General features: G+C 73.4%; 25 protein-coding genes. 17 read left to right on the top strand and 8 right to left on the bottom strand.

Translation table 11 applies throughout. The features are described 5' to 3' along the window. Positions 1-6 precede the first annotated feature (6 nt). The 5 genes from hisG to ACLBYB_RS19440 form a co-directional block, all read right to left on the bottom strand. Positions 7-999 (bottom strand): ATP phosphoribosyltransferase, encoded by a 993-nt coding sequence (gene hisG, locus ACLBYB_RS19460; RefSeq protein WP_091680945.1) that lies wholly within the window; start codon positions 997-999, stop codon positions 7-9. Then, positions 996-2138 (bottom strand): ATP phosphoribosyltransferase regulatory subunit, encoded by a 1143-nt coding sequence (locus ACLBYB_RS19455; RefSeq protein WP_447699720.1) that lies wholly within the window; start codon positions 2136-2138, stop codon positions 996-998. Before ACLBYB_RS19455 ends, hisG begins: the two co-directional genes overlap by 4 nt. A gap of 174 nt (positions 2139-2312) precedes the next feature. After that, complete coding sequence (locus ACLBYB_RS19450) at positions 2313-2555, bottom strand: hypothetical protein (RefSeq protein WP_447699719.1); 243 nt, start codon at positions 2553-2555, stop codon at positions 2313-2315. 92 nt (positions 2556-2647) lie between these two features. Beyond that, a complete protein-coding gene (gene hisS, locus ACLBYB_RS19445; protein ID WP_447682135.1) occupies positions 2648-4195 on the bottom strand; it encodes a histidine--tRNA ligase in 1548 nt (515 codons plus the stop codon). 397 nt (positions 4196-4592) lie between these two features. After that, complete coding sequence (locus ACLBYB_RS19440; RefSeq protein ID WP_056533629.1) at positions 4593-5096, bottom strand: DUF3429 domain-containing protein; 504 nt, start codon at positions 5094-5096, stop codon at positions 4593-4595. A gap of 436 nt (positions 5097-5532) precedes the next feature. Here ACLBYB_RS19440 and rho point away from each other — a divergent pair, with 436 nt between their 5' ends. The 12 genes from rho (at position 5533) to ACLBYB_RS19380 (ending at position 16456) form a co-directional block, all read left to right on the top strand. Then, positions 5533-6885: a transcription termination factor Rho gene (rho, locus tag ACLBYB_RS19435; protein ID WP_056533627.1), complete on the top strand. Its 1353-nt coding sequence runs from the start codon at positions 5533-5535 to the stop codon at positions 6883-6885. 360 nt (positions 6886-7245) lie between these two features. Continuing rightward, positions 7246-7857 (top strand): Maf family protein, encoded by a 612-nt coding sequence (locus ACLBYB_RS19430; protein ID WP_091978946.1) that lies wholly within the window; start codon positions 7246-7248, stop codon positions 7855-7857. A gap of 12 nt (positions 7858-7869) precedes the next feature. Then, positions 7870-8865, top strand: coding sequence for a cation diffusion facilitator family transporter (locus ACLBYB_RS19425; RefSeq protein ID WP_056533623.1), 996 nt, complete (start codon positions 7870-7872; stop codon positions 8863-8865). Then, the gene (locus ACLBYB_RS19420) at positions 8862-9710 is read left to right on the top strand and encodes a shikimate dehydrogenase (RefSeq protein ID WP_447699718.1); all 849 of its coding nucleotides are present in this window, start codon (positions 8862-8864) and stop codon (positions 9708-9710) included. The genes ACLBYB_RS19425 and ACLBYB_RS19420 overlap by 4 nt, the downstream gene beginning before the upstream one ends. Then, the gene (gene coaE, locus ACLBYB_RS19415) at positions 9707-10345 is read left to right on the top strand and encodes a dephospho-CoA kinase (RefSeq protein ID WP_447699717.1); all 639 of its coding nucleotides are present in this window, start codon (positions 9707-9709) and stop codon (positions 10343-10345) included. The genes ACLBYB_RS19420 and coaE overlap by 4 nt, the downstream gene beginning before the upstream one ends. 57 nt (positions 10346-10402) lie before the next feature. Further along, on the top strand, positions 10403-10627 hold the full coding sequence (locus ACLBYB_RS19410; RefSeq protein ID WP_447699716.1) for a hypothetical protein: 225 nt from the start codon (positions 10403-10405) through the stop codon (positions 10625-10627). Between the two features lie 72 nt (positions 10628-10699). Beyond that, entirely contained in the window at positions 10700-11425 is a 726-nt protein-coding gene (gene dnaQ / locus ACLBYB_RS19405; RefSeq protein WP_447699715.1) for a DNA polymerase III subunit epsilon, read from the top strand. Positions 11426-11648: 223 nt separating this feature from the next. After that, positions 11649-12881 carry an extracellular catalytic domain type 1 short-chain-length polyhydroxyalkanoate depolymerase gene (locus tag ACLBYB_RS19400; RefSeq protein ID WP_447699714.1) on the top strand — a complete coding sequence of 411 codons (1233 nt, stop codon included), beginning with the start codon at positions 11649-11651 and terminating at the stop codon, positions 12879-12881. Positions 12882-13008: 127 nt separating this feature from the next. Continuing rightward, positions 13009-13899 (top strand): TIGR01459 family HAD-type hydrolase, encoded by an 891-nt coding sequence (locus ACLBYB_RS19395; protein WP_447699713.1) that lies wholly within the window; start codon positions 13009-13011, stop codon positions 13897-13899. A 244-nt stretch (positions 13900-14143) separates the two neighbouring features. Continuing rightward, positions 14144-14542, top strand: coding sequence for a DUF350 domain-containing protein (locus ACLBYB_RS19390; RefSeq protein ID WP_020094066.1), 399 nt, complete (start codon positions 14144-14146; stop codon positions 14540-14542). A gap of 7 nt (positions 14543-14549) precedes the next feature. Beyond that, positions 14550-15296: a DUF1190 domain-containing protein gene (locus ACLBYB_RS19385; RefSeq protein ID WP_447699712.1), complete on the top strand. Its 747-nt coding sequence runs from the start codon at positions 14550-14552 to the stop codon at positions 15294-15296. Further along, on the top strand, positions 15296-16456 hold the full coding sequence (locus tag ACLBYB_RS19380) for a glutathionylspermidine synthase family protein (RefSeq protein ID WP_447699711.1): 1161 nt from the start codon (positions 15296-15298) through the stop codon (positions 16454-16456). Before ACLBYB_RS19385 ends, ACLBYB_RS19380 begins: the two co-directional genes overlap by 1 nt. Positions 16457-16478: 22 nt before the next feature. Here ACLBYB_RS19380 and ACLBYB_RS19375 read toward each other — a convergent pair whose 3' ends face one another. Beyond that, positions 16479-17075: an HD domain-containing protein gene (locus ACLBYB_RS19375; protein ID WP_447699710.1), complete on the bottom strand. Its 597-nt coding sequence runs from the start codon at positions 17073-17075 to the stop codon at positions 16479-16481. A 289-nt stretch (positions 17076-17364) separates the two neighbouring features. Here ACLBYB_RS19375 and ACLBYB_RS19370 point away from each other — a divergent pair, with 289 nt between their 5' ends. Beyond that, complete coding sequence (locus tag ACLBYB_RS19370) at positions 17365-18342, top strand: YiiG family protein (protein WP_447699709.1); 978 nt, start codon at positions 17365-17367, stop codon at positions 18340-18342. Positions 18343-18373: 31 nt separating this feature from the next. Here the strand turns inward: ACLBYB_RS19370 and ACLBYB_RS19365 are convergent, their stop codons facing one another. After that, a complete protein-coding gene (locus ACLBYB_RS19365; protein ID WP_447682123.1) occupies positions 18374-19210 on the bottom strand; it encodes a hypothetical protein in 837 nt (278 codons plus the stop codon). Between the two features lie 76 nt (positions 19211-19286). Beyond that, positions 19287-20357 carry a DUF4424 domain-containing protein gene (locus tag ACLBYB_RS19360; RefSeq protein ID WP_447699708.1) on the bottom strand — a complete coding sequence of 357 codons (1071 nt, stop codon included), beginning with the start codon at positions 20355-20357 and terminating at the stop codon, positions 19287-19289. 486 nt (positions 20358-20843) lie between these two features. On the opposite strand from ACLBYB_RS19360, the gene ACLBYB_RS19355 reads away from it, so the two are divergent. From ACLBYB_RS19355 to ACLBYB_RS19340, 4 genes are all read left to right on the top strand, one after another. Then, positions 20844-21422, top strand: a complete 579-nt coding sequence (locus ACLBYB_RS19355; RefSeq protein ID WP_020094072.1) for a peroxidase-related enzyme — start codon at positions 20844-20846, stop codon at positions 21420-21422. A gap of 305 nt (positions 21423-21727) precedes the next feature. Next, entirely contained in the window at positions 21728-23983 is a 2256-nt protein-coding gene (locus tag ACLBYB_RS19350; protein ID WP_447699707.1) for an ATP-binding protein, read from the top strand. Further along, positions 23983-24444: a response regulator gene (locus ACLBYB_RS19345; RefSeq protein ID WP_020094074.1), complete on the top strand. Its 462-nt coding sequence runs from the start codon at positions 23983-23985 to the stop codon at positions 24442-24444. Before ACLBYB_RS19350 ends, ACLBYB_RS19345 begins: the two co-directional genes overlap by 1 nt. Further along, positions 24441-26168: a response regulator gene (locus ACLBYB_RS19340; RefSeq protein WP_447699706.1), complete on the top strand. Its 1728-nt coding sequence runs from the start codon at positions 24441-24443 to the stop codon at positions 26166-26168. Before ACLBYB_RS19345 ends, ACLBYB_RS19340 begins: the two co-directional genes overlap by 4 nt. Positions 26169-26174 lie beyond the last annotated feature (6 nt).

The following is a 26174-nucleotide window of genomic DNA, read 5'->3' as shown; positions in this document are numbered from 1 at the left end:
GCGGTCTCAGAGCCGCGCCAGGAGCCGCTCCGCCAGCGGGTTCTCGGCCGCGAAGGCGTAGTCGACCCGCCGCACCGTGACGGCCCGCGCGCCGGCCTCGACCAGGGCGCCGGCGAGCTCGAACACCGCGGCCTCCCGGCAGCGCAGGACGATCTCGCCCTCCGGCCCCCGCGGCGCGCCGTAGGGCAATTCGGCCTCGTGCAGGCCCGCGATCGTGGCGAGGTCGATCGTGCCGCTCTCCGGCAGGGCGGCGCGCACCTCGCGGGTGGTCCGGGCGCGCTCCTCGGCGGCGATGCGGCCGAGCACCGTGCGGAGCGCGGCTCGCTGGCCCTCGCCCCAGGGGGCCTTCAGCGAGGCGACGAGGTTCGCCTCCGAGCGCAGGATGATGCCGTCGTCCAGCACCTTCAGGGCGTTGGCCGAGAGCGTCGCCCCCGTGGTGGTGATGTCGACCACGATCTCGGCCGAGCCCGCCGCCGGCGCCCCCTCGGTGGCGCCCAGGCTCTCGACGATCCGGTAATCAGCGACGCCCTTCTCGGCGAAGAACCGGCGGGTCAGGTTCACGTACTTGGTGGCGACCCGCAGGCGCCGGCCGTGGCGGGTCCGCATGCCGGCCGCGACCTCGTCGAGGTCGGACATGTCGCGCACGTCGATCCAGGCCTGGGGCACGGCCACCACCACGGTGGCGTTGCCGAAGCCGAGCGGCGTCAGCAGCTCGACCTGGTCGCGCACGTCCGGCAGGGTCTCGCGGATCAGGTCCTCGCCGGTGACGCCGAGATGGGCGGCGCCCGAGGCGAGCTGCGCGGCGATCTCGGAGGCCGAGAGGTAGCGCACCTCGACGTCGGGCACGCCGATGAGCTTGCCCCGGTAGTCGCGGGCGCCCGCGCCCTGCGCGAGCTTCAGCCCGGCCCGGCCGAAGAACGCGCTGGCATTCTCCTGCAGGCGGCCCTTGGACGGGACGGCGAGGATCAGCGGCATGGCGGCCGCGTCCGAGGCACTCATCGGCCGGCTCCCGCCACGCGCTCGATCCAGAAGGTGCATCCCACCGCCGGCAACGGCGCCGGGCTGCCGAGATGGCCGAGCAGGCCGTCGTAGCGGCCGCCGCCGACCAGGGTCGGGCCGTCCCGCTCGGTCACCTCGAAGATGAAGCCGGTGTAGTAGTCGAGGTTGCGGGCGAAGCCGCCCTGGAAGCGGAAGCGCTCGATCGGCAGGCCGCGGGCCGCGATGAAGCCGGTGCGCTCCTCGAACAGGTCGAGGGCGGCCGCGAGGGCGTCGTGCCGCAGGCCCGCGTCGGCGACGAGCGCCCGCAGGTCGCGGGCGGCGGCGTCCGGATGGCCGGCGATCGCCCGGTAGCGGTCGAGGAGCGCGCGGTTCTCGGTGTTGAGCCCGGCGCCGCCATGGGCCTGCGCGGCGGCCTTGGCGAGGAAGCGCTCGGCGATCTCGCCGGCGCTGCGCCCGCCCACCGCCGAGATCCCGGCGATCGCCAGCACGTCCTCCACGAAGGCGCGCACGCCCCGCGGGTCCTGGCCCTGGATCGCCGCGAGCAGGCCCGCGTGGGGATCCTCGGGACGGATGCCCTCGGCGCCGTTGGTGACGGCGTCCAGCGAGCGCCCGGCGGCCAGCGCCCGGAGCGTCCGGCGCTTGGCGGCGGGCGGGACCGCGAGCCCGTCGAGGAGCGCCACGGTCAGGCCCATGTCGCCGAGCCGCACCGCCGGGTCGGTCCGGCCGAACAGCGCGAGGCCCTCCAGGGCGAGGCCCAGCACCTCGGCGTCGGCCGCCGGCGTGTCGGTGCGCCCGATCGACTCGATCCCGGCCTGGAAGAACTCGTCCGGCTCGTCGGCGGCGAGCCGGAAGACCGGGCCGCAATAGCTGTAATCGGCCGCCTGCCCGTCGGCCTCCGCCCGGTGCAGGCGGCAGACGGGAATGGTGAATTCGGGCCGCAGGCACAGCTCGGCCCCGCCCGCATCCTGGGTGACGAAGATCCGCCGGCGGATATCCTCGCCCGACAGTTCGAGGAACGGCTCCAGCGGCTGCAGCACCGGCGGCGTCACGGGCCGGTAGCCCGCCGCCGCCAGATGCGCGGAGAGCCGCGCGCGTGCCGCGTCCCCCGCCCCCGTCTCGCCCGCCTCCGGTCGTGTCATCGCGATCCACCTCGCGGGGCAATCCACCTCGCGGGCGCTCTGTAGCAACCGCAACCGGACTTGGCGACACGCACCCGGGAAGCGTGGGGCCGGCGCGCCGCGCAGGACTGCGCAGACCCCGCGCCGCGGCCGGATTCCGCTACGGCGTCAGTGACCGGACCGGCTCAGAGCGGCTCAGAGCGGCCGGAGGCTGCCGAGGCGCGCGCCGCGCGGGCGCCGGACCGGCTTGCGGCGGGCGAGCACGGTCAGGGCGGGCGCCCCCGCCATCCCGGCGCTCAGGATCGGCGCGCTGCCGGTCCCGGGCGTGGCCTGCGCGACGGCGCTGGGCAGCCGGCCGAGGACCGGCCGGGCGGCCCAGGCGGGTCCCGCGCCGGCGCAGACCAGGCCGAGGGACAGGACGAGGATCTTCGCGCGCATCCCGACATCTCCGCGGCACCGACCGACGACAACGCCGCCGGAGCCTCTGCGTTCGACGTGCGGTTCGACTTACGGTTCGATGCGCGAGTGTCTCAGATCTCCGTTGACGGAAAATGCCGGGCCAGCACGGCGCGGACCTGCGCCACCAGGTCGGCCTCGGGACACGAGAATTGCGCGGGCCGCGCGGCCTTCCACTCGGCGTTGCTGGCGATGGACTCGGCCGCCCGGGCGCCCTCGATCAGGTCCTTGATCTGGACCTCGCCGGCCAGGCGCTCGTTCGAGCCCTGGATCACCGCCACGGGCGCGCGGCGGCGGTCGGCGTACTTCATCTGCGCCTTCATGCCGGCGGCGCCGAGGTAGAGCTCGGCCCGGATGCCGTCGGCGCGCAGGAGCGCGACGAGCCGCTGGTAATCGGCCATGTTCTCCCGGTCGAGGACCAGCACCACCACCGGCCCGGGGGCCTCGGCGCCGGCGATCAGGGGGCTGCCCACGAGCTGGAGCGCCGAGAACAGCCGCGAGACGCCGATCGAGAAGCCGGTGGCCGGGACCGGCTCGGCCCGGAACCGCCCGACGAGGCCGTCGTAGCGCCCGCCGCCCGCCACCGAGCCGAAGCGCACGGTCTGGCCGTCCTCGTTGGTGACCGGGAAGGTCAGCTCGGCCTCGTAGACCGGGCCGGTATAGTACTCGAGGCCGCGCACCACGCTCGGATCGGCCCGGATCACGTCGTGGCCGTAGCCGGCGGCGGCGCAGAGGCGCATGATCGCGTGCAACTCGGCGATGCCCTCGCGGCCGGTCTCCGAATCGCCGACCGCCTCGTGCCAGCCGGCGAAGAACTTCTCCCAGAACGCCACCTTGTCGGCGCCGTCGCCGGCATCGGCCTGGAACGACACGTAGGCGAGGATCCGGCCGATCGCCGTGGCGTCGAGGCCCGCGCCCTTGGTGAAGTCGCCGCTCTCGTCCTTGCGGCCGGACCCGAGCAGGTCGCGCACCCCGTCGACGCCGAGCCGGTCGAGCTTGTCGATCGCCCGCAGGACCGTGAGGCGCTGGCCGGCCTTGTCGGGGCCGGCGAGCCCGATCGCCTCCATGACGCCGTCGAGCACCTTCCGGTTGTTGACCTTGACCACGTACTGGCCGCCGAGCCCGAGGCGGTTCAGCGTGTCGGCCATCAGCATGCAGGTCTCGGCATCGGCCGCGACGCTGCCGGCCCCGACGATGTCGGCGTCGAACTGCATGAACTGGCGGAAGCGGCCCGGCCCCGGTTTCTCGTTGCGGAAGACGTAGCCGGCCCGGTAGCTCCGGTAGGGCTTGGGCAGCCCGTCGTAGTTCTCGGCCACGAACCGGGCCAGCGGCGCCGTCAGGTCGTAGCGGAGCGACAGCCACGCCTCGTCGTCGTCCTGGAACGAGAACACGCCGGCGTTCGGGCGGTCGAGGTCGGGCAGGAACTTGCCCAGGGCCTCGGTGTACTCGACGAACGGCGTCTCCAGGGCCTCGAACCCGTAGAGCTCGAAACTCCTGCGGATCGTCTCCAGCATCCGCCCCTGCGCGGCGATCTCGCCGGCGCGGCGGTCGACGAAGCCGCGCGGCAGGCGGGGCTTCAGGGTCTCGGCCTTCTCGGCCTTCGGGGTCTCGGGCTTGGACATGGGCGCATTCGCTCTCGCGGACCCGGAATCCGGGTCCCGCATCGAATCTTCGATCGTCTCCGGCGGGCGGAGATCCTGCGGCCGGGCTCTAGAGCATGCCGGGCGAAAGGGGAATTCGGTTTGCGGGCGCTCTGGCCGCCCGATCATCCAGCCCGATCATCCAGCAATGTCGTCCTTGCGGGCGGAGCGAGCGATCCAGGCAGCGCCACGCTTGTCGAGGTCGCGCCGCCCTGGGTCACGTCGCTGCGCTCGTGATGACGGAAAGAGCGCATCGACCGGAGCGGTGAAGCGGAACCCTGCCGGAACTCCGCACGCGCCGATGCGCCTTTTTCCGGATCGGGTTCCGCTTCGCTCCACTGGTCCGGCACAGGGCGCGGTTCACCCGGACCTAACGACCTCAGTACGGCGCCGTCAGCTTGAGCCAGAGCAGTGCCGCGAGACTCACCACGGCGATCGGCATCTGCAGCGGGCGCAGGCGGGCATGCGACAGGGGCACCTCGCCGGCGCGCGCCGCGATCGGGTCGAGGATCCCGATGGCCGCGTAGCCGAGGATCAGCATCGCGAGGGCCGGCACCGCCTTGCCCATCACCGCCGCGAACAGGCTGCCCAGCCCGAGGCCGTAGAGGACCAGCATGGTGACGATCTGCGACACCTGCGGGCCGCCCTCGGTCCGGAAGCTGACGCCGCGGCGCACGCCGGCCAGGAACAGCAGGATCGAGGCGGCGTAGAGCAGGGTGAACAGCGCCACGAGGTAGTCGAGGGGTTTGCCGTTCAGCCACCACGTCACGGCGGTGCCGACGGCGATCGGCAGCATCGGGCCGAAGCCGAAGACGATCTCGAGCCAGGGGATCCGGCGCGGCTCGTGCGTGGTGAGGGTGCGTCCGGTGGCGTCGTCGCGCATGGCGGTCTGGGGGAACTCTCGATTCGACGGTCTGCTGCGCCGCAGCACCGGGACAGGGAACGGCCGCGCACCGGCCCGGTTCCGAAACCCGGGTCCGGGCCCGGTTCGACGCGGTCCGTGTAGCGCCGCCGCGGCGCTCCGGCGAGGCCCCGCCGGTCCGTAAACGCGTCACCCGGTCGCCCGCGTCCCCGTCGGCGTCCCGGGCCAATGTCCGGGCCCTTGAGTGCGGGCGAGAAAGGCGTTATCTGTGTGGGGCCCTCATCACAAGGTCTGCGCCGCAGCGCGCCCGTGAGCCGCGAGGGTCCTGCCTCATCGGTTTCGCCAACCTGACCCCGGGCCCCTCGCCGCAGCGCGGCCCGCTCTCCGGTGCCCATCCCCCGGGCACCTGGCACTGAACCGGCCCTCCCACCACCTCCGTCGGTTGCAAGATACCCCCATGACGCCAAATCCCGACGCCCTCGCCGACGATATCGAGACCGCGGAGCCGGCCGACGCGCCGACCATGCCCGCCGCCCTCGAGGGCGTCCGCGAGGTCAAGCTCCAGGACCTCAAGTCGAAGACGCCGACCGACCTGACGGCCTTCGCCGAGGAGGTCGAGGTCGAGAACGCCTCGACCATGCGCAAGCAGGAGCTGATGTTCGCCATCCTGAAGCAGCTCGCTGCCAAGGAGGTCGAGATCATCGGCTCGGGCACCGTCGAGGTGCTGCAGGACGGCTTCGGCTTCCTGCGCTCCTCCGACTCGAACTACCTGCCCGGCCCCGACGACATCTACATCTCGCCGACCCAGATCCGCCGCTTCGGCCTGCGGACCGGCGACACCGTCGAGGGCCCGATCCGCGGCCCCAAGGACGGCGAGCGCTACTTCGCGCTCCTGAAGGTCAACACGATCAACTTCGAGAATCCGGAGAAGATCAAGCACAAGGTCCACTTCGACAACCTGACGCCGCTCTTCCCGACGAAGCGGTTCAAGCTCGAGCTGGACAACCCGACCAAGAAGGATTTCTCGCCGCGGATCATCGACATCGTGGCGCCGATCGGCAAGGGCCAGCGCGCCCTGATCGTGGCGCCGCCGCGCACGGGTAAGACCGTGCTGATGCAGAACATCGCGCAGTCGATCACCCTCAACCACCCCGAGTGTTACCTGATCGTGCTGCTCATCGACGAGCGGCCCGAGGAGGTCACCGACATGCAGCGCTCGGTGAAGGGCGAGGTCATCGCCTCGACCTTCGACGAGCCGGCCACCCGCCACGTGCAGGTCGCCGAGATGGTGATCGAGAAGGCCAAGCGCCTCGTGGAGCACGGGCGCGACGTGGTGATCCTGCTGGATTCCATCACGCGCCTCGGCCGCGCCTACAACACCGTGGTGCCGTCCTCCGGCAAGGTGCTGACCGGCGGCGTCGACGCCAACGCCCTGCAGCGGCCCAAGCGCTTCTTCGGCGCCGCCCGCAACATCGAGGAGGGCGGCTCGCTCTCGATCATCGCCACGGCGCTGATCGACACCGGCTCGCGCATGGACGAGGTCATCTTCGAGGAGTTCAAGGGCACCGGCAACTCCGAGATCATCCTGGACCGCAAGGTCTCCGACAAGCGCATCTTCCCGGCGATCGACATCACCCGCTCGGGCACCCGCAAGGAGGAGCTGCTGGTCCCGCCGGATTCGCTCAAGAAGACCTACGTGCTGCGCCGCATCCTCAACCCGATGGGCGTCACCGACGCGATCGAGTTCCTGCTCGACAAGCTGCGCCAGACCAAGAGCAACGGCGACTTCTTCGACTCGATGAACACCTGAGGCCGTCCCCGGCCGCGGGCATCGCCGCCGTCCCCGCGAGCGGAGCGATCCAGGCAGCGCCGCGGTGGCAAGCCGCGCGCTGGCCTGGGTCACGTCGCTGCGCTCCGGTCCCTCAGGATCGGGGAGCGGATGGGACGGGGGTCGCGCCCGCCGTGCGGGACGCCTGTCCCGCGGCGGCACGAAACGCGATTCCGGTCCGATCGGGCCGTTGACCGTCTCCTAACCGGCCTCTGCCAAGGTTCCATCCGGGCGCCAGGTAGCGTATCGGCCCCGCGACAGCCCCGCCGGCCGGTCCATCCCGGCGGCGGGGCTCGTCGCAGCCCGGCTTGCACCGATCCCCGGATCCGTGACACTGGCGCGATGCCCCGCTCGCCCTGGACCGGTCCGGATCCGCTCCTCCTCGCCTCGACCAGCCCGACCCGGCGCCTCCTCCTGGAGAGCGCCGCCCTGCCGGTCGAGACCGCCGCCCCGGACGTCGACGAGCGCGCCCTCGAGGCGGCGAGCGCCGGCCTGTCCCCGCCCGACCTCGCCCTGCACCTCGCCCGCGCCAAGGCCGAGTCGGTGGCGGCGCGCCATCCCGGGCGGCTCGTCCTCGGCGCCGACCAAGTGCTCGACCTCGACGGCACCGTGTTCCACAAGCCGGCCGACGGCGCGTCGGCCCGGGCGCAGCTCGCCCGTCTGTCCGGGCGCACCCACGCCCTTCATTCCGCCGTGGTCCTGGCCGGGGTGGTCGAGGACGCCTTCGTGGAGACCGCGCGGCTGACCCTGCGCCCCCTCGATGAAAGGGCGATCGCGGCCTATGTGGACTGCGCCGGCGCGGAGCGCGTGCGGGCGAGCGTCGGCGGCTACCAGCTCGAGGGGCCGGGGATCCACCTGTTCGAATCGGTCGCGGGCGATCACAGCACCGTGCTGGGCCTGCCGCTTCTGCCGCTCCTCGCGCGGCTGCGCGCCGCCGGGCTTCTGGCTTTCTGAGGGAGTACCGCCTTGGCGGGACACGACCATTCGCACGGCGGCCACGGGGGGCATTCCCACGGCGGCCACGCCCAGGGCGGTCATGCCCATGGCGGCCTCGGCGGCCACGCGCACGCGCCGAAGGATTTCGGCACGGCCTTCGCCATCGGCATCGTGCTCAACACCGCCTTCGTGGTGATCGAGGCGGCCTACGGCTACCTCAGCAACTCCATGTCGCTGGTGGCCGATGCCGGCCACAACCTCTCGGACGTGCTGGGCCTCGCGGCGGCCTGGATCGCCGCGATCCTGGTGCGCCGCCGCGCCAGCGCGCGCTTCACCTACGGCTACCGCGGCTCCTCGATCCTGGCCGCCCTGTTCAACGCCGTGTTCCTGCTCATCGCCATGGGGGCGGTGATCTGGGAGGCGCTGGTCCGGCTGGTCCACCCGGAGCCCGTCGCGGGCACGACCGTGATGGTGGTGGCGGCGGTGGGAATCCTGGTCAACGGCCTGACCGCGTGGCTCTTCGCCAGCGGCGCCAAGGGCGACATCAACGTCCGCGGGGCGTTCCTCCACATGGTGGCCGACGCCGCCGTCTCGGCCGGGGTCGTGGTGGCGGGCCTCGTGATCCAGCTCACCGGCCTCGCCTGGCTCGACCCGGCGGTCAGCCTCGTCATCGCCGCCCTGGTGGTCTGGGCGACCTGGGGCCTGCTGCGCGACAGCGTGGCCATGTCTCTCGACGCCGTGCCGCCGGAGATCTCCCCGGACGCGGTGACCGGCTTCCTCCTCGAGCGGCCGGGCGTCGCCGGCCTCCACGACCTGCATATCTGGCCCATGAGCACCACCAGCGTCGCCCTGACGGTCCATCTCGTGATGCAGGAGGGGCATCAGGCCCACCGCCAGCCCGGCAACGGCTTCCTCACCGAGACCGCCGAGGGCCTGCGCGACCGGTTCGGCATCGGCCACGCCACCCTCCAGGTCGAGGAGGCCGGCGGCCCGGCCTGCCGCCTCGCTCAGGATTGCGCGGCGTGAGCGGCGCCCAGCCCCGCGCCTTCGTGGTCGGCCACCCGATCGCCCACTCGCGCTCGCCGCTGATCCACGGCCACTGGCTCGCCGTGCACGGGATCCCGGGCTCCTACGAGCGGCTCGACGTGGCCCCGGAGGCCTTTCCGGACTTCATCCGCGCCCTGCCCGCGTCCGGCTACCGGGGCGGCAACGTCACCATCCCCCACAAGGAGGCGGCCTTCGCGCTGGTGGACACGCTCACGCCGCGGGCGAAAACCATCGGCGCGGTCAACACCCTGGTGGTCGGGCCGGACGGGCGGATCCGCGGCGACAACACCGACGCGCCGGGCTTCTGCGCCCATCTCGACCACAGCCTGGGCGCGGCCTGGCCGGACCGGGCGGGCGGCACCGCCCTGGTGCTCGGCGCCGGCGGCGCGGCGCGGGCGATCGTGGTCGGGCTCGCCGAGCGCGGCCTGCGGCGCGTCTGGGTCGCCAACCGCACCGCGGCCCGGGCCGAGGCGGTGGCGGCCCTCGCGCCGGGCGTCGGCGCGGCGCTCGCCTGGGACGACCTGCCGGCGGCGCTTCCCGGAACAGGCCTCCTCGTCAACACCACGTCCCTGGGCATGAAGGGCCAGCCGCCGCTGGCCGTCGACCTGTCGCTCCTGCCGGCGGACGCGGCCGTGGCCGACATCGTCTACGCGCCCCTGGAGACCGAGCTCCTGGCGGCGGCGCGGCGGCGGGGGCTCGCCGCCGTGGACGGGCTCGGCATGCTGCTGCACCAGGCGGTGCCGGGCTTCGCGGCGTGGTTCGGCCCGCGCCCCGCCGTCACCCCCGAGCTGCGCGACCGGATCGTGGCGGACCTCGCCGGATGACCCCGAAGGCCGGATCCGGACCCGTCATCCTCGGGCTCACCGGCTCGATCGGCATGGGCAAGTCGGCCACGGCCCGGATGTTCGCGGAGCGCGGCGTCCCGGTCCACGACGCCGACGCCGCCGTCCACGCCCTCTACGGGCCGGGCGGCGCGGCCGCCGCGGCGATCGGCGCGGCCTTTCCCGGCGTGCTCGACGATCGCGGCGGCGTCGACCGGGCGCGGCTGCGCGCCGCGGTGCTCGACGCGCCCGACCGGATGGCGGCGCTGGAGGCCATCGTCCATCCCCTGGTCCGGGCGGCCAGCACGGACTTCCTGGCGCGGCACGCGGCGGCGCCGCTGGTCGTCCTCGACGTCCCGCTCCTCTACGAGACCGGCGGCGAGGGCCGCTGCGACGCGGTCGCGGTGGTGAGCGCCCCGCCCGAGACCCAGCGCGACCGGGTGCTCGCCCGTCCCGGCATGACCGAGGCGGCCTTCGCGGCGATCCTGGCCAAGCAGATGCCCGACGCCGAGAAGCGCGCCCGGGCAGATTTCGTCATCGACACGGGCCGGGGTTTCGCCGCCGCCGAGGCCGCGGTCGCGCGGATCGTCGCGCGCCTGACCGCGCACCGTGCGGAGCCGCACGCTGGCGACGGATGACACGCCCGGCGGATTGAATATCTGCGGTTGTGTTCCGGGGGGAATACGGACGGCAGGATGGACGTGATGGCGCGGCGCTGGGGCGGGATTGATCGCATTCGGTCGGGCGGCATCCGGGCCGCAACCCTTCTCGCGCTGCTGGCGGCCGAGCCCGCGCAGGCCCAGTACGCCGCCAGCTGCCCGCCGCCGAAGAAGGTCGCGGCCGGCGCCTGCGTCACCGCCTGCCCGGGCGGCTACGAGGACCGGGGACCCGCCTGCGTCTACCGCAACACGTCCCGATGAGGGGCACGGGAGCTTAACCCCTCCGCCGTATCCCGCTAGGGTCCGCCCCCACCCCCGCGAGTCGCGAGACCCATGCTGCGCGAGATCGTCCTCGACACCGAGACCACCGGCACGGAGGCGAAGGGAGGCGACCGGCTGATCGAGATCGGCGCGGTGGAGCTCCTCAACCACATCCCCACCGGCCGGACCTTCCACCGCTACTGCAACCCGCAGCGGCCGGTCTCCGAGGGCGCCTTCAACGTCCACGGCCTGTCCGACGCGTTCCTCGCCGACAAGCCGCTCTTCGCCGAGATCGCCGGCGAGTTGCTGGCCTTCCTGGCCGATGGGCGGCTCGTGATCCACAACGCGCCCTTCGACGTCGGCTTCCTCAACATGGAATACGCCCGGCTCGGCGCGAACGCCCCGCCGCCGATCCAGCTGGAGGACGTCGTCGACACCCTGCCGATGGCCCGGCGCAAGCACCCGGGCGCGGCCAACAACCTCGACGCCCTCTGCAGCCGCTACGGCATCGACAACACCCGGCGCACCAAGCATGGGGCGCTCCTCGACGCGCAGATCCTGGCCGAGGTCTACGTCGAGCTGCTCGGCGGCAAGCAGACCAGCCTCGGCCTCCTAGAGGCCGCGACGGGCGCCCCGGTGGCCGGCTCGGCGGCCCTGGCGTCGGCGGCTCCGGCGGCGCCCCGCCCCTACCGGTCTCGCCTCACGGATGCAGAGCGCGCCAGGCACGACAGCTTCCGCGCGAGCCTCGGTCCTGCCGCGATCTGGGCCGAGTATATCGGGGCGGACGATCCGGCCTGATCGCCGGTCGATCCCGCTCTCCGATCCGCACGCCTGCCGCGCGCCGCCGGCTGTTGCCGCATCGCACAGGGGCGTTTATTGCAACGCACAAAACGCCGTCGACGGAGCCTCTCGCGGGGTGACGGAGGCTGGCCCGCGCGGTGCCGGTGCGCTTCCTCGGGGGAGGCACGGGCGCGCCGGATCCGGCCGTGACGGAGATGCTGAGGCAGTGAGGCGCGCACGCATGACCGAGGATTTCGGCAGTCGCGACGGACAGCGCGACGACAAGACCGGCCCGTCACCCTTCGCCGACATGATCGAGGCCACCCGCCTGACCGGCCTCGGCCGGCTCGAGGAGGCGACCGCCCTCATCCAGCGCAGCCTCGGGGGGCAGAAGGCTCCGCCCGCCGATCCGCCGGCCGCGCCGCAGCCTCCAGCGCGCCGCGACGCGCCTTCCGCCGAGACGCGCAGTCCCGCGGCGGAGTCCGGGACGCGGATGCGCGAGGTGGTGGGGCAGGTCGTGCGCGGGCTCGCGCCGGTGCTGAAGGGCCTGGGCAACCCGCTCCGGTCGCCGGCCCCGCCGCCCGCCGACCGGGCGGGCGGGACCGGGGGCCGCTTCGTGTCCCTGACCCATGCCGAGACCGCCGGCACCCGCGAGTACAAGCTGTTCATCCCGAGCCACCCGGACCGGGCGGCGCCGCTGATCGTGATGCTGCACGGCTGCACGCAGAACCCGGACGATTTCGCCGCCGGCACCGGCATGAACACCCTCGCCGAGCGCGCCGGCGTGTTCGTGGCCTACCCGGCCCAGAGCCGCCAGGCCCACGCCCAGCGCTGCTGGAACTGGTACGAGCCCCGGGACCAGGGCCGCGGCGCGGGCGAGCCGGCGATCATCGCGGGCCTCACCCGCGCGATCATGGCGGAGCACCCGATCGACCCGGCCCGGGTCTACATCGCCGGCCTGTCGGCCGGCGGCGCCGCCGCCCTCAACATCGCCCGCGCCTACCCGGATCTCTACGCCGCCGTCGGCGTGCATTCGGGCCTCGCGGCCGGCTGCGCCCGGGACCTCGGCTCGGCGCTGATGGCCATGCAGGTCGGCGCCCCCGGTCTCGGCACCCCGACATCCTTCGGTACGCCCGCGCCCGCCACCCGCGTGCCGACGATCATCTTCCACGGCGAGGACGACGGTACCGTGAGCGTGCGCAACGCCGACCAGGTGCTGGCCCAGGCCAAGGTCGCCGGGCTGACGCCGCGGTCGGAGACCTTCGAGGGCCGCGGCCACCCCTTCACCCGCACCCGCTACCGGGACGAGGCGGGCCGGGTCGTGGTCGAGGATTGGCGGGTGCGCGGCGCCGGCCACGCCTGGTCCGGGGGCCGCCCCGACGGCAGCTACACGGATCCCGAGGGGCCCGACGCGTCCCGGGCGATGCTCGACTTCTTCGCCGAGCACCGGCTGGGACCGGCGGGGCGCCCGTAAGGGGTTTCCGGAGGGCCGCGCGCGCTGGCGGGTTGTCAGGGCGCGGCCCTGCTGTATCGCAGGGCGCTGCCCTGCTCCCACAAAAGGTCCCGGACCTTTTGCATCCAGGACCTCCCCAGGACCTCCCATGAGCACCACCCCCGCGCCGATCCCGACCCTCCAGGGCCTCGCCGAGGTCGCCGACCGGTACGACCTGATCCTCTGCGACGTCTGGGGCGTGCTGCACGACGGCCAGAAGGCCCACTCGGCCGCGGGCGAGGCGCTGATCCGCTTCCGCGGCCTCCCGGGCGCGCGGCCGCGCCGGGTCGTCCTCGTCTCGAACGCGCCCCGGCCCGGCGACGGCGTCGGCCGCATCCTCGACCGGTTCGGCGTGCCGCGGGAGGCCTACGACGCGATCCTGACCTCGGGCGACCTCACCCACGACCTGATCGCCGCGCGCCCGGGTGCCCGGATCCGGCATCTCGGGCCGGAGCGCGACCTCGGCATCTTCCAGGGGCTCGACCTCAGCCTCGTCCCGGAGACGGAGGCCGACCTCGTCGTCTGCACCGGCCTGTTCGACGACCGCAGCGAGACCCCCGACGATTACCGGCCGGAGCTGGAGCGCCTCGCCGCCCGCGGGCTGACGATGATCTGCGCCAATCCCGACCTCGTCGTGGAGAGCGGCAACCGCCTGATCCCCTGCGCGGGCCTGCTCGCGGCGGCCTACGCGGAGATCGGCGGCCCCGTGGTCTACGCCGGCAAGCCGCACCGCCCGGTCTACGAGGCGGCGCTCGCCAAGGGGGCAGCGCTCACCGGGGCCCCGGTGGACCCGGCGCGGGTCCTGGCGATCGGCGACGCGATCCGCACCGACATCGCCGGCGCCCGCGGCTTCGGCATCGCCAGCCTGCTGGTGGCCCGCGGCATCCACGCGGAGGAACTCGGCGTCACGGCCGCGCATCACCGCCTGGGCGACGTGGCGGACTGGCTCGGCCGGCAGGCGGTGCATCCGGACGCGGTGATCGAGCGGCTGGTCTGGTAACGGCCGGTCCTCCGAGGCGGGCCCTTCGAGGCGGGTCCTGCGCGTATTGCCGCCAGTCTAACCCCCTGAAATCCCCGACAAGCTTGACACCGCGCGGGAAATTGCGTGGATTCGCGCGTGTGAATCGGTCCCGCGCGCAGCAATCAGCCCCGACATTCGCCTCACGCGTCGGGCGATTCGACCGGAAGACCTGTCCGATGGCGGCGCGCGCGACGATCGGGGCCGGCGAGACGGCGGGTCTTGCGTGACCCTGGTCTCCGGACTGCCCGATTTCCTGCTCTATCTCGGCACCGCGACCGGGCTGATCGGCCTCTACCTGCTGATCTACACCCTCGCCACCGCGCACAACGAGCTCGCGCTGATCCGCCGGGACGTGACGGCGGCCGCCGTCGCGCTGGGCGGGAGCCTGGTCGGCTTCACCCTGCCGCTGGCGGTGGCGATCTACAACGCGCGGTCGCTGCTCGACTGCCTGATCTGGGGGCTGATCGCCCTGGTGATCCAGATCGCGATCTACTGGCTCGTGCGCCTCGCGGTGCCGGACCTGTCACGGCGCATCGAGGAGGACCGCGCCGCCGCCGCGATCCTCCTCGGCGCGGCCTCGCTGGCGGGCGGCGTCGTGAACGCCGCCTCGATGACCTATTGAGGGGCCGGTGACGGAGACCGCGCCACGTCCCGACGCAGCCTCCGACGCAGCCTCCGACGCAGCCTCCGGCGACGCCGCCGGCGGGGCCGGGACCGGCTTCGCCGCCACCCGCCGCTCCAAGCGCTCGGCCGCCGTGTCGCTGGTCCTGGTCGCCGGTGCCGGCGCGGCCGCCCTGACGCTCGGCGGCCTCGACCCGTCCCAGCGGGAGGAGGAGGCGCTCGTCTACGGGACGCTCGGCGCCTGCATCGCCCAGCAGCTGCGCGGCGCCGAGGCCTGCATCGCCGCCTACAAGAGCGCGCAGGAGACTTACGCGGCGACGGCGCCGCGCTACGAGACCGAGGCCGATTGCCAGCGCCACCACGGGACCGGCGGCTGCACCCCGGGCGCGCAGGTCACGGAGGCCGCGCGCGGCCGCTACCTGCCGGTGATGGCCGCCTTCATGATGGGGCGCACGGACGCGCAGGACCTGCCGGTCCAGCCGCTCTACCCGCACGCGCCCGAGGAGGAGCGCGACGAGGCCGGGGCCGCGACGGCCGGGCACGGCGGCGGCTACTGCACCGGTGCGGGCGGGCGGGTCGCCTACGCGGGCGGCGCCTCGCGGGTCCACGTCCCCGCCTCGGTCGCCCGCACCACGAGCGCGACCCCGCGCACGATCAGCCGCGGCGGCTTCGGCGGCACCGGGCGTGCGACGGCGTTCTCCGGAGGCTCGAGCGGCCGCGCCGGCGGGTTCGGGGGCGGATCCGGGGGCGGCTGATGCGCCGCGTGCCGGTCCCGGAGCGGCCCGACTGGCGCCAGCACGCCGCGCGGGCCGGCTTCACCTTCCACACGTTCGACGGCGCCCCCTACTGGGACGAGAGCGCCTACTACGCCTTCGGCCTCGCGGAGATCGAGGACGCCATCGAGGCGCCGAGCGCCGCGCTGCACGACCTCTGCCTCGCCTTCGTGGACCGGGCGGTCCGGGACGCGGCGATCCTCGCCTCGCTGCGGATCCCCGAGCACGCCTGGGACGCGATCCGGGCGAGCTGGGACCGGCGCGATCCCAGCCTCTACGGGCGCTTCGACTTCAGCTACGGGGGCGACGGGCCGGCCAAGCTCCTCGAGTACAACGCCGACACGCCCACCGCCCTCTACGAGAGCGCGGTCTTCCAGTGGCTCTGGCTGGAGGACGGGCTGGCGCGGGGGCGCCTCCCCGCCGGCGCCGACCAGTTCAACACCCTGCACGAGGCGCTGGTGGCGCGCCTCGCCGCCGTGGCGCCCCCGGAGGGCGTCGCCTTCGCGGGCTTCCCCGACGCGCCGGAGGATCGCGGCACGCTGGCCTATCTCCAGGACTGCGCGCTCCAGGCCAGCCGCCCCGCCCCCTTCCTGCCGGTCGAGGCGATCGGGCTCGACGCGGACGGGCGCTTCGTGGACGCGGCCGGCGCCCCGATCGGCTGCCTGTTCAAGCTCTACCCGTGGGAGTGGATGTTCGCCGACCCGTTCGGCCGCGCGGTCGGCGTGGCCACGACCCGGTTCCTGGAGCCGCCCTGGAAGGCGGTGCTCTCCAACAAGGGGCTGCTGGCCCATCTCTGGACGATGGCGCCGGGCCATCCCAACCTGCTGCCGACCTATTTCGAGGAGGACCCCGCCAAGGCCGCGCTGGGCCGGAGCTTCGTGAAGAAGCCCCTCTACGGGCGCGAGGGCGCCAACGTGCTGATCGTGCGCGACGGCGCCGTCGCGGCGCGCGACGAGGGGCCCTACGGCGGCGAGGGCTACGTGCGGCAGGCCCTGGCGGAGCTGCCGGATTTCGCGGGCCGCCGCGCGCTGGTCGGCAGCTGGATGGTCGGCGACCGGCCCGCCGGCCTGTGCCTGCGCGAGTCGGACGGCCTCATCACCACCGACCGGGCCCGGTTCGTCCCGCACCTCATCGACCCGTGACCCAGTCCCGCGCCGCCGCGGCTCACCGGCCCAGCGCCGCGAGCTCCCGCCGCATGTTCGACCGCGCCGGCCCCTCCAGCTCCGCCCGGGCCCGGGCGGTGACGAACAGCGGCCGGCCGGATGCGAGGGCCCCCCGCAGGAAGGCCGCGCGCCCCTGCCGGTAGGCGGCCGCGCCCACGACCGGGACGAATTCCCGCGCCACGCCGGCGGCGTAGCCGTCGTAGGCGGCGGGCGCCGCACCCAGGATCGCCATGTCCATGTCGAGGAAGGTCGCGACGTCCGCGGCGAGCGCGGCCGGGAGACCGTCCGGAACGGCGTGCCGCTCGGTCGCCAGGATCATCGTCTCGGCCGCCGCCAGCGTGGGCGCCGGGACCGCGCCCTCCGGCAGCGCCCGCAGGAGCGCGGCGCTGCGGCGCTCGTTGTCCGCGGCGCCCGGCCGGTAGACGGCGTCGTGGAACCAGATCGCCAGCTCCACCGCGTCGGGATCCCGGACCGTCCCGCGGCGGGCGCGGAACGCCTCCATGAGCGCGTCGATATGCGCCTGGCCGTGATAGACCCGGTGCGGCTCGGCCAGCCGGGCGCGCAGGTCAGCCAGGATGCGGGGATGGCCGTCGAGCATCGGCCGATCCTCTACCCGATCCGCCGCCGCGGGACGAGGCGGATCGCGCCGCAGGCCCGGGAAGACGCTCCGGGCACCCGCGATGGACTTCCCGGCCTCGCGCTCCGACGCCCCGCGAGATCATCGTCCCCGCGACGATGATCGGGGATGTGATCGTCGAACGCCCCGATAGACGCGCCGCTGTCGATCCCGAGAGATCTATTGGGCGCGATCGACCCGATCCCGCGTCTGGTCTTCGCGCGGAACGCCGGCTACAGGGGCAGAACCATCCGGAGGATCCCCAGCGCCCATGAGAGCGACGAGCCTGAGAACGACGACTTGGTTGATGCTGACGGCGCTGCTCGCCGCCGCCCCGGCCCGTGCGCAGGCCCCCGCGCAGGCCCCCGCGCAGGCCCCTGCCCCGGCACCGGCGGGGCCGGCGACCAAGCCCGAGAGCGATCCGGCTCAGGAGACGATCCGCAAGCTCAACGCCTATGTCGGGCTCCTCAACCGGACCCTGCGGGCGCAGGAATCGCTCGGCCGCTATCAGAGCTGGGTCAACATGAAGACCGGTCCGACCGGCCGCGAGCGGATCATCTACGGCCTCTACGGGCTCTACGACGTGCGCGGCGAGATCGCGAAGGCGGAGGCCGCGACGGCGCAGCCGCCCGCGATGCCGGACCTCGACGGCGCCGTGAAGACCTACATCGCCGCCTATCAGGCGCTCGCCCCGACGGTCACCGAGGCGGAGGGCTACTACGAGCGGCAGGATTACCGCGCGGACAAGATGGAGCAGGGCAAGGCGCTCCACGCCAAGCTCGCCGTCGCGGGGCCGGCCTTCCTGGCGGCGCGCGCCAAGGTCGACGCCGCGCTGCGGGTCGAGAAGGAGAAGAGCGACGCGCTGGAACTCGCCGCCATCGAGGCGCGGGAGGGCCGCAAGGCGCGCTGGCACGTCGCGAACGTGATGACCGCCTGCCGCAAGGTCATGGACCTGCTGCCCACCGACGCCAAGCCGGTCGTCGACATGGCGGCCTTCGACGCCGCGCTCGGGCGCTACGCCGTCGCCGTGAAGGACATGGACGGGTACAGCGCCGCCAACCCGAACTCCTTCCACGTGTTCGAGAGCCGGCCGCGCGCGCTCCTGGGCAAGCTGCGCGAGTTCGACGACAAGCTCGCCAAGGCCAGGGGCGACGCCCGGCGCGGCGCCGGGCGCGACGTGACCTGGATCGTGAACGACTACAACATGATGGTGTCGACCGCGCAGACGGCCACGACCTTCTCGCGGTGACCGGGGGCGTCCGGGGGTGTCCGGGCCCCCGTCAGCGGGCGCTCCGGCCCGGTTCCGTCAGCCGCAGCGAGGTCGCGGCCGCGGTGACGGCCGCCTGCCAGCGCGCCTGCTCGGCTGCGGGGTAGCGGACGCGCAGGGTGACGAAGGCGCCGCCGCGGCCGCCCGCCAGCAGGGTCTTCCGATACAGGATCCCGGCCGCCGTCGTGCAGGAGAGCACGATCCAGCCGGGCTTGCGCGCCGCGTATTCCGGCGGCTGCCGCAGGCAGGTCTTCCGGTCCGCGGCCACGACGGCGTCGAGATCCTGGTCGAGCACGTCGTTCAGGCCCGACACCGTCAGGTGCAGGTGGCCGTCGGCCGAGCGGAAGGCCTGCCCGTCGCCGTTGTCCGGCGGCGGCTCCGCGACGAGGTCGGCGGGCACGTCGACGGAGAAGCCGAAACGGGCGTTGACCACGTGGCGCAGCGCCGGCGTGTCCGGCAGCGCCCGGCTCCAGTCGCGCCGGACCTGCGCGATCCGCGCGGTGTAGGCCCGCGTCAGGCAGGCAGTGTCCGGGCAGGCATCGCGGACCCGCGCGCGCCAGCGCGCGTGGTCCTCGCCGAAGGTGTCGATCGCCTGGCCGGTCTCGCCGTCGACCCCGCGCGTCTCGCCCACGATCCGGTCGAACAGGCGCCTGAGTTCCTCGTCCAGCCGCGTCAGGGCGGGGTCGGCACAGATCAGCGTCTCGACCCTGTCCCGGATCCCGGCGCAATCCGACGCCGCCCGGGCGCCGACGGTGCCGAGCGCACAGACTGCGCCGACGAGGCCTGTTCGGAGGATCGATCGGGGGATCGATCGCGGGCTCAGGCGCGCCGGACGGGCTTGGCTACGCACGGATATCCTCCTGTGGCGGTCTGGACGCGATCGGCCGTCGGGCCTTCCGGATCCGGGCAGGATGGCGCGCCGCCGCTCATCGGCCCGTCGTGGTCTTGAGCATCAGGATGTCGATGTCGCGCCGGGGCACGTAATCCGTCACGACGCTCTCGAAGGTCGTCGGGCCGGTCTTGCGGAGTCCGGTGGCGCAGAACGACACGAGCGTCGTCGGATCGCCCTTGTCCACGGTCAGCTTGAACGTGCCGATCGGTCCGGCCCAGTTGCCGCCGGAGGTGATCACGTAGGACAGGTACTGCTCGAAGGCCTGCACCCCCTGCCCGCCCGCAGCCTCGATCCTGCGCGCGAGCCCCTGGGCCGCCTTCAGGAAGGCCGCGTCCGTGCAGTATTTCCGCGCGTACTCGGCCTTCTCGTCGGCGCCCTCGGTCGGGGTCCCGAACGACAGGCTGGAGAGGCCGCCGACGCCCGGGACGTAGCTCTGCCGGACGACGACGTCGCGGCCCGCCGGGAAGACCTGCCGGCGCCAGAACTTCGACCGCAGGGTCCAGACCGGGAACAGGCTCGTCGTGCCCTTGCCCATGTCCTGGGGCTCCAGGAGGCCGTCCGCCACGAGGCCGCGGCGCTGATCCGCGCCGAGGGCGGCCAGCGCGGCCTCGGTCGCCTCGACCGTCGGGACGAGGGGGATGCCGAGGCTCCGCAGCCGCCCGGTCACCTCGACCTCCGGCTTGCCGGCCGGCGTGACGAAGGCGCGCTGCTCGACCTGCGAGTCGACCGGCCGGCCGTCGACCTCGGTGGTGAAGCGGAGGAAGTTGTCGTGCTTCGGGTCGGCGATGCTCAGCATCGCGTCGGGACCCCCGGAGATGTCGGGCATCGGGAACGCGATCGTCGTCTCGACGTCCCGGTCGGTCAGGTTGCGGAAGCGGTAGACGATCCGCACCGCCTTCTCGGACAGGAAGAGGTCCTCGGAGACGAGGGCGATCCGGTCCGTCTTCTCCAGGATTAGACCGCCGGTCGCGAGGGTCGCGACGCTGTCGTCGGCCCGGGCCGGACGCGGCAGGGCCGACGACAGAGCCGTCGACAGGGCCGCCGACAGGATCACCGGCAGGAGCAGGGTCAGGCGCGGGATGCGGGTCGTGGATGGGATTCGCACGGCTGTCGGGCTCGCGGGTTGGATCCGTCGGTGCGGGGCGGGGTGAGAACCGGCGCGTCGCCGGTCAGCGATCGGCGGGCGGGTTTCGGACGATCCGGTCACGCCTCCGGCTCAGTCGCGGAGCGGGCTCGGCAACCGTCGGTCCCGGTGGGAGACGGGCCTCGATCCGCCGCCCCAGGGCGGTGAGCGCTTCGGCGAAGGCGTCATCGGTCGCGGCACACCATCCTCCCCGCGGCGCGCCCGCACGCGCACCACCGAATCTCGGACGGACCGAATGGAAGCTTTCGGGCAGAGTTGAGGCCGACCGAGAGGGCCATGTCAGGTCGAGGCGCCAGGTCGAGGCGTCAGGTCGAGGCTGTGAGAAGACACCGCCGTCGGCGGCCGCGCGCGATTGCGCCGCCGCGACCGTTCGGTCTATCGGCTGCCCGGGATGGCCGGCGGCCCCGGGCGCCGGCTCGATCCGCGACGATCTGCGAGGAGCGCCCCGTGCCAGCCGAAGACGCCCCGATCGGCCGCTTCCCGATCCCCCGCCTGGAGACGCTGCCGGACGACATCCGCGCGCGGATCGAGGCGGTGCAGGAGAAGTCCGGCTTCATCCCGAACGTGTTCCTGGTGCTCGCCCACCGTCCGGACGAGTTCCGGGCGTTCTTCGCCTACCACGACGCGCTCATGGACAGGCCGGGCAACCTGACCAAGGCCGAGCGCGAGATGATCGTGGTGGCGACCTCGGCCATCAACCAGTGCCAGTACTGCGTGATCGCCCACGGGGCGATCCTCCGGATCCGCGCCAAGGACCCGCTGATCGCCGACCAAGTGGCGATCAACTACCGCAAGGCCGACATCACCGACCGGCAGAAGGCGATGCTCGACTTCGCCATGCTGGTCAGCCAGTCCGCGCACCAGGTCGGGGAGGCCGCGTTCGCGGCGCTCAGGGCCCACGGCTTCGACGACGCGGATGCCTGGGACATCGCCGCCATCGCGGCCTTCTTCGGCCTGTCGAACCGGCTGGCGAACGTCAGCAACATGCGGCCCAACCCGGAATTCTACGCGCTGGGTCGCGGCTGACGGCGCGGCGTCCCTCGCTGCCGGTTACCGGACCGCCGGAGCGGGTTCCGGGCGTCCACCACGCCTTCAGAAGGCTCGGCGCCCCCGCGGGACCGCCGGAGCCCCGCCGTGCGACCTGGCGTCGCGCGCGGGGAGCGGATGAAACGGCTCCGGCCCTCTGAGCCCGGCGGCGACCGCGCGCGGGGACGGGGGGCGGACGGGGCGCGCCGTCCTTACCAGTGCTTTAAGCCTATAGGAGCCGCCCGGTCCGGCTGTTAACAGGCGTTAAATTTTGTGGCCGACCCGGTGAGGGGGCGAATCCCGGCTTGAACCTTCGAAGCGGCGCGGCCCAGCGTCTCGACCTGACCGCGTGCGATCGCGAGCCCATCCACATCGTCGGCAGCGTCCAGCCGCACGGGTTCCTGCTCGGCCTCGAGGCCCGGTCCCTCACCATCGTCCAGGCGAGCGCCAACGCCCCCGCGGCGGCCTCCGTCGGCACCGTCCTCGACGCGGCCCTGCCCGACCTCGCGGCCGTCGTCCGCCACCACCTGGAGGCGGCGGAGCCCCAGGACGGCGCCCTCTATCTCCGGACCGTGACGCTGGAGACCGGCGGCGGGCGCCAGGCCTACGAGGTCGCGGCCCACCGGGTCGACGAACTCGTCGTGCTGGAGCTGGAGGAGATCGACGCGGCCGCGGCCGAGATCGGCGTCGACGTGCTCACGCCGCGCCTGCGGGCCTTCGTCGAGCGCCTGCAGACCGCCCGCACCGTCGAGGACCTCTGCCAGTTCGTCGCCGAGGACATCCGCCAGATCACCGGCCTCGACCGGGCCCTGGTCTACCGGTTCGACCGCGACTGGCACGGCACGGTGCTGGCGGAGGCCGGCAACGGCGTCCTGCCCTCTTACCTCGACCTGCGCTTCCCCGCCTCCGACATCCCCGCCCAGGCGCGCGAGCTCTACCGCCGGAACCGGTTGCGCATCATCCCGGATGCCGGCTACGTCCCCGTGCCGATCCGGCCGGCCACCACGCCCTCCGGCAAGCCGCTGGACCTCAGCCAGTCGGTGCTGCGCTCGGTCTCGCCGGTCCATGTCGAGTACATGCGCAACATGGGCACGATGGCGTCCATGTCGGTGTCGATCCTCGTCGACGGCGCCCTCTGGGGCCTGATCTCCTGCCACAACCGCGCGCCCAGGCGCGTGCCCCTCCAGGCGCGCAATGCCTGCGACGTGCTCACCCAGATCTTCGCCCTGCAGCTCTCGGCCCGCGAGCGCGGCGCCCAGTCCGAGAAGCGGCTGGCGCTGGGCGCCGTGCAGGCGCGCCTCCTCGCGTTCATGGCCGAGGAGGACAGCTTCGTCGACGGCCTGCTCAACCACCCCGACGACGTCCTGGCCCTGGTGGACGCGACCGGCGCCGCGGTGGTCACGGCGGACCGCTGCCGGCTGCTCGGGGCGACGCCGACCGAGCGCGAGGTCCGCGCCCTCTACCGGTGGCTGTCCGAGCGCGAGGATGCCGAGGAGGTCTTCGTCTCCGAGGCCCTGTCGGAGGCGTTCCCGGCCGCCGCCGCCTTCGCCGACCGGGCGAGCGGCCTCCTGGCGATCTCGGTCTCGAAGAAGTACGCGAGCTACATCCTCTGGTTCAGGCCCGAGGTCGTGCGGACGGTGAAGTGGGGCGGCAACCCCGTGAAGGCCGTCCGGCCCGACCCGGAGGGCGGCCCGGACCGGCTGCACCCGCGCAAGTCGTTCGAGATCTGGAAGGAGACCGTGCAGGGCCGCTCCCTGCCCTGGTCCGACCCGGAGGTGGAGGCCGCCAAGGACCTGCGCGCCTCGGTGCTCGGCATCGTGCTCCGCCGGGCCGAGGAGCTCGCCGCCATGAGCGAGGAGCTGCAGCGCTCCAATAAGGAGCTGGAGGCGTTCTCGTACTCGGTCAGCCACGACCTGCGCGCGCCGTTCCGCCACATCGTCGGTTACGCGAACCTGCTCAAGACCCGCGAGGGCGCCCAGCTCTCCGACAAGGGCCGGCACTACGTGGAGACGATCATCGAGGCGGCCTTCTCGGCCGGCACCCTGGTCGACAGCCTGCTGAGCTTCTCGCAGATGGGCCGGCACGCCCTCAACAAGGTCTGGGGCGACATGAACGCCCTGGTCGAGGAGGTCCGCCGGAAGGTCCTGCGCGACGTCACCCCCGACCGGACAATCCGCTGGGAGATCGCGCCCCTGGGCCGCGCCTACGCCGACCCGGTGATGCTGCGGCTCGTCATCGAGAACCTGCTGTCGAACGCCGTGAAGTACACCCGCGGCACCCCGGAGGCGGTGATCGCGATGGGCAGCCTCCCGCCCCGGGAGGGCGAGGCGGTCTACTACGTGCGCGACAACGGCGCCGGCTTCGACATGGCCTACGTCGACAAGCTGTTCGGCGTGTTCCAGCGGCTGCACCGGGTCGAGGAGTTCGAGGGCACGGGGATCGGCCTCGCCAATGTCCGGCGCATCGTCGAGCGCCACGGCGGCCGGACCTGGGCCGAGGGCAAGCTCGGCGCGGGCGCCACCTTCTACTTCACCCTGCCCATCCGGGAGGAGGCCCACTGATGGCGGGACTGAAGCCCATCCTCCTGGTCGAGGACAACCCGAACGACATCGAGCTGACGCTGGCGGCGCTCGAATCGAGCCAGCTCGCCAACGAGATCGTCATCTGCCGCGACGGCGCCGAGGCCCTCGACTTCATCTACCGGCGGGGCGCGCACGAGAAGCGGCAGGCCCAGGACCCCGCGGTGGTCCTGCTCGACCTGAAGCTGCCGAAGGTCGACGGCCTGGAGGTGCTCGCCAAGATCAAGGGCGACCCGGTCACCCGCCAGGTGCCGGTGGTGATGCTGACCTCGTCCCGCGAGGAGACCGACCTCGTGCGCTCCTACGATCTCGGGGTGAACGCCTTCGTGGTGAAGCCGGTCGCCTTCGAGGAGTTCTTCGCGGCGATCAAGGAGATCGGCGTGTTCTGGGCCCTCCTCAACGAGCCGCCGCCGTACCGGGGAGGCTGGCCATCGAACGCGTGATCGGACCTTCCGCGGGGCCGCTGCGCATCCTCCACCTGGAGGACAGCGACCTCGACGCCGAGCTGATCGAGGCCGAGCTGGAGACCCTCGGGCACCCGGTCGCGATCGAGCGGGTGATGACCCGCGACGCCTTCGCCCGCGCGGCGGTCGCCGGCCGGCACGACCTGATCCTGGCGGACTACGTCCTGCCGACCTTCGACGGCGTGAGCGCCCTCGGCATCGCCCGGGCGCAGTGCCCCGACACGCCGTTCATCTTCTGCTCGGGCACGCTCGGCGAGGACGTCGCGGTCGAGGCCCTGAAGAACGGCGCCACCGACTACGTCGTCAAGCAGCGCCTCGACCGCATGCCGCGCACGATCGTCCGGGCGCTCGCCGAGGCGCGGGCCCGCGCCGACAAGCGCGAGGCCGAGGCCGCCCTGCAGGCGCTCAACGAGACGCTGGAGGTGCGCATCGCCGAGCGGACCCGCGAACTCGCCGCGGCGAACGAGGCCCTCCAGGCCCAGATCGTCGAGCGGGAGCGGGCGGAGGACGCCCTGCGGCTCGCCCAGCGCCTGGACGCGGTCGGCCAGCTCACGAGCGGCGTCGCGCACGACTTCAACAACCTGCTGACGGTGATCGCCGGCAACATCGAGTTCCTGGAGAAGGCCGTCTCCGACGCGCGCTCGAAGCGCCGCCTCGCCATGATGCGCGGGGCCGCCGAGCGCGGCGCCCGGCTCACCGCGCAGCTCCTCGCCTTCTCCCGGCGCCAGCGCCTGGAGCCGACGCCGGTCAGCCTCAACCAGACGGTCGCCTCGATGCGCGACTTGCTGCAGAGCTCGATCGGCGGCGCGGTCCGGATCGAGACGACCCTCCAGCCCGACCTGTGGCCCGCCCTGGTCGACGCCACCCAGATCGAGCTGGTGATCCTGAACCTCGCCATCAACGCCCGCGACGCGATGGCGGTGGGCGGCCGGCTCGCCATCGAGACCGCCAATGTCAGCGTCACCGGGGCGCCGACCCGGCCCGAGCAGCCGGCGCCCGGCGCCTACGTCATGGTGGCGGTGAGCGACACCGGCACCGGGATGACGCCGGACGTGCTGGCCCGGGTGTTCGAGCCGTTCTTCACCACCAAGGAAGTCGGCAAGGGGTCGGGTCTCGGGCTCGCCCAGGTCTACGGCTTCGTCAAGCAGTCCGGCGGCGGCATCCGGATCGACACGGTCGCGGGCGAGGGCACCTCGATCAAGGTCTACCTGCCCCGGGCCGCCGAGCCCGAGGGCGCCGTGCCCCGCCTGCCGGTCGCGGCCGAGGCCGCGCGGACGCACCCGCCCGGGAGCGGCCCCCGGCTCCTCGTGGTCGACGACGACGCCGAGGTGCGCGAGGTGACGACGACCCGCCTGATCGAGGCCGGCTACGCGGTGCGCGAGGCGGCCTCGGGCCTCCAGGCCCTGGCCGCCCTGGAGGCGGATCCGGGCGTCGACCTCGTCGTGATGGACTTCGCCATGCCGGGCATGAACGGGGCCGAGACGGCCCTGGAGGTGCGGAAGCGCTGGCCGGCGCTGCCGGTCCTGTTCGTCACCGGCTTCGCCGACACCACCGCCCTGACCGAGGCCGGCGCCGTCGGCGCCGACGCGATCGTGCTGAAGCCGTTCCGCGTCGGGGAACTCGAGGGCAAGGTCGCCGCCGCCCTGGCGGCGCGCCCGCCGGCGCAACTCCGGCTGATCTCGGGCCGCGACAGGAGCGCCTGAGGGACG

This window comes from Methylobacterium sp. D54C (assembly GCF_053345595.1).
The sequence above is the reverse complement of the archived record's forward strand: the minus strand, read 5'-3'. Positions and strand labels throughout refer to the sequence as shown.

What these genes read in the sequence shown, in the direction of transcription:
- hisG (WP_091680945.1), bottom strand. Translation starts at nt 999, where the DNA reads ATGAGTGCCTCGGACGCGGCCGCCATGCCGCTGATCCTCGCCGTCCCG.
- ACLBYB_RS19455 (WP_447699720.1), bottom strand. Translation starts at nt 2,138, where the DNA reads ATGACACGACCGGAGGCGGGCGAGACGGGGGCGGGGGACGCGGCACGC.
- ACLBYB_RS19450 (WP_447699719.1), bottom strand. Translation starts at nt 2,555, where the DNA reads ATGCGCGCGAAGATCCTCGTCCTGTCCCTCGGCCTGGTCTGCGCCGGC.
- hisS (WP_447682135.1), bottom strand. Translation starts at nt 4,195, where the DNA reads ATGTCCAAGCCCGAGACCCCGAAGGCCGAGAAGGCCGAGACCCTGAAG.
- ACLBYB_RS19440 (WP_056533629.1), bottom strand. Translation starts at nt 5,096, where the DNA reads ATGCGCGACGACGCCACCGGACGCACCCTCACCACGCACGAGCCGCGC.
- rho (WP_056533627.1), top strand. Translation starts at nt 5,533, where the DNA reads ATGACGCCAAATCCCGACGCCCTCGCCGACGATATCGAGACCGCGGAG.
- ACLBYB_RS19430 (WP_091978946.1), top strand. Translation starts at nt 7,246, where the DNA reads ATGCCCCGCTCGCCCTGGACCGGTCCGGATCCGCTCCTCCTCGCCTCG.
- coaE (WP_447699717.1), top strand. Translation starts at nt 9,707, where the DNA reads ATGACCCCGAAGGCCGGATCCGGACCCGTCATCCTCGGGCTCACCGGC.
- ACLBYB_RS19410 (WP_447699716.1), top strand. Translation starts at nt 10,403, where the DNA reads ATGGACGTGATGGCGCGGCGCTGGGGCGGGATTGATCGCATTCGGTCG.
- dnaQ (WP_447699715.1), top strand. Translation starts at nt 10,700, where the DNA reads ATGCTGCGCGAGATCGTCCTCGACACCGAGACCACCGGCACGGAGGCG.
- ACLBYB_RS19400 (WP_447699714.1), top strand. Translation starts at nt 11,649, where the DNA reads ATGACCGAGGATTTCGGCAGTCGCGACGGACAGCGCGACGACAAGACC.
- ACLBYB_RS19395 (WP_447699713.1), top strand. Translation starts at nt 13,009, where the DNA reads ATGAGCACCACCCCCGCGCCGATCCCGACCCTCCAGGGCCTCGCCGAG.
- ACLBYB_RS19380 (WP_447699711.1), top strand. Translation starts at nt 15,296, where the DNA reads ATGCGCCGCGTGCCGGTCCCGGAGCGGCCCGACTGGCGCCAGCACGCC.
- ACLBYB_RS19375 (WP_447699710.1), bottom strand. Translation starts at nt 17,075, where the DNA reads ATGCTCGACGGCCATCCCCGCATCCTGGCTGACCTGCGCGCCCGGCTG.
- ACLBYB_RS19370 (WP_447699709.1), top strand. Translation starts at nt 17,365, where the DNA reads ATGAGAGCGACGAGCCTGAGAACGACGACTTGGTTGATGCTGACGGCG.
- ACLBYB_RS19345 (WP_020094074.1), top strand. Translation starts at nt 23,983, where the DNA reads ATGGCGGGACTGAAGCCCATCCTCCTGGTCGAGGACAACCCGAACGAC.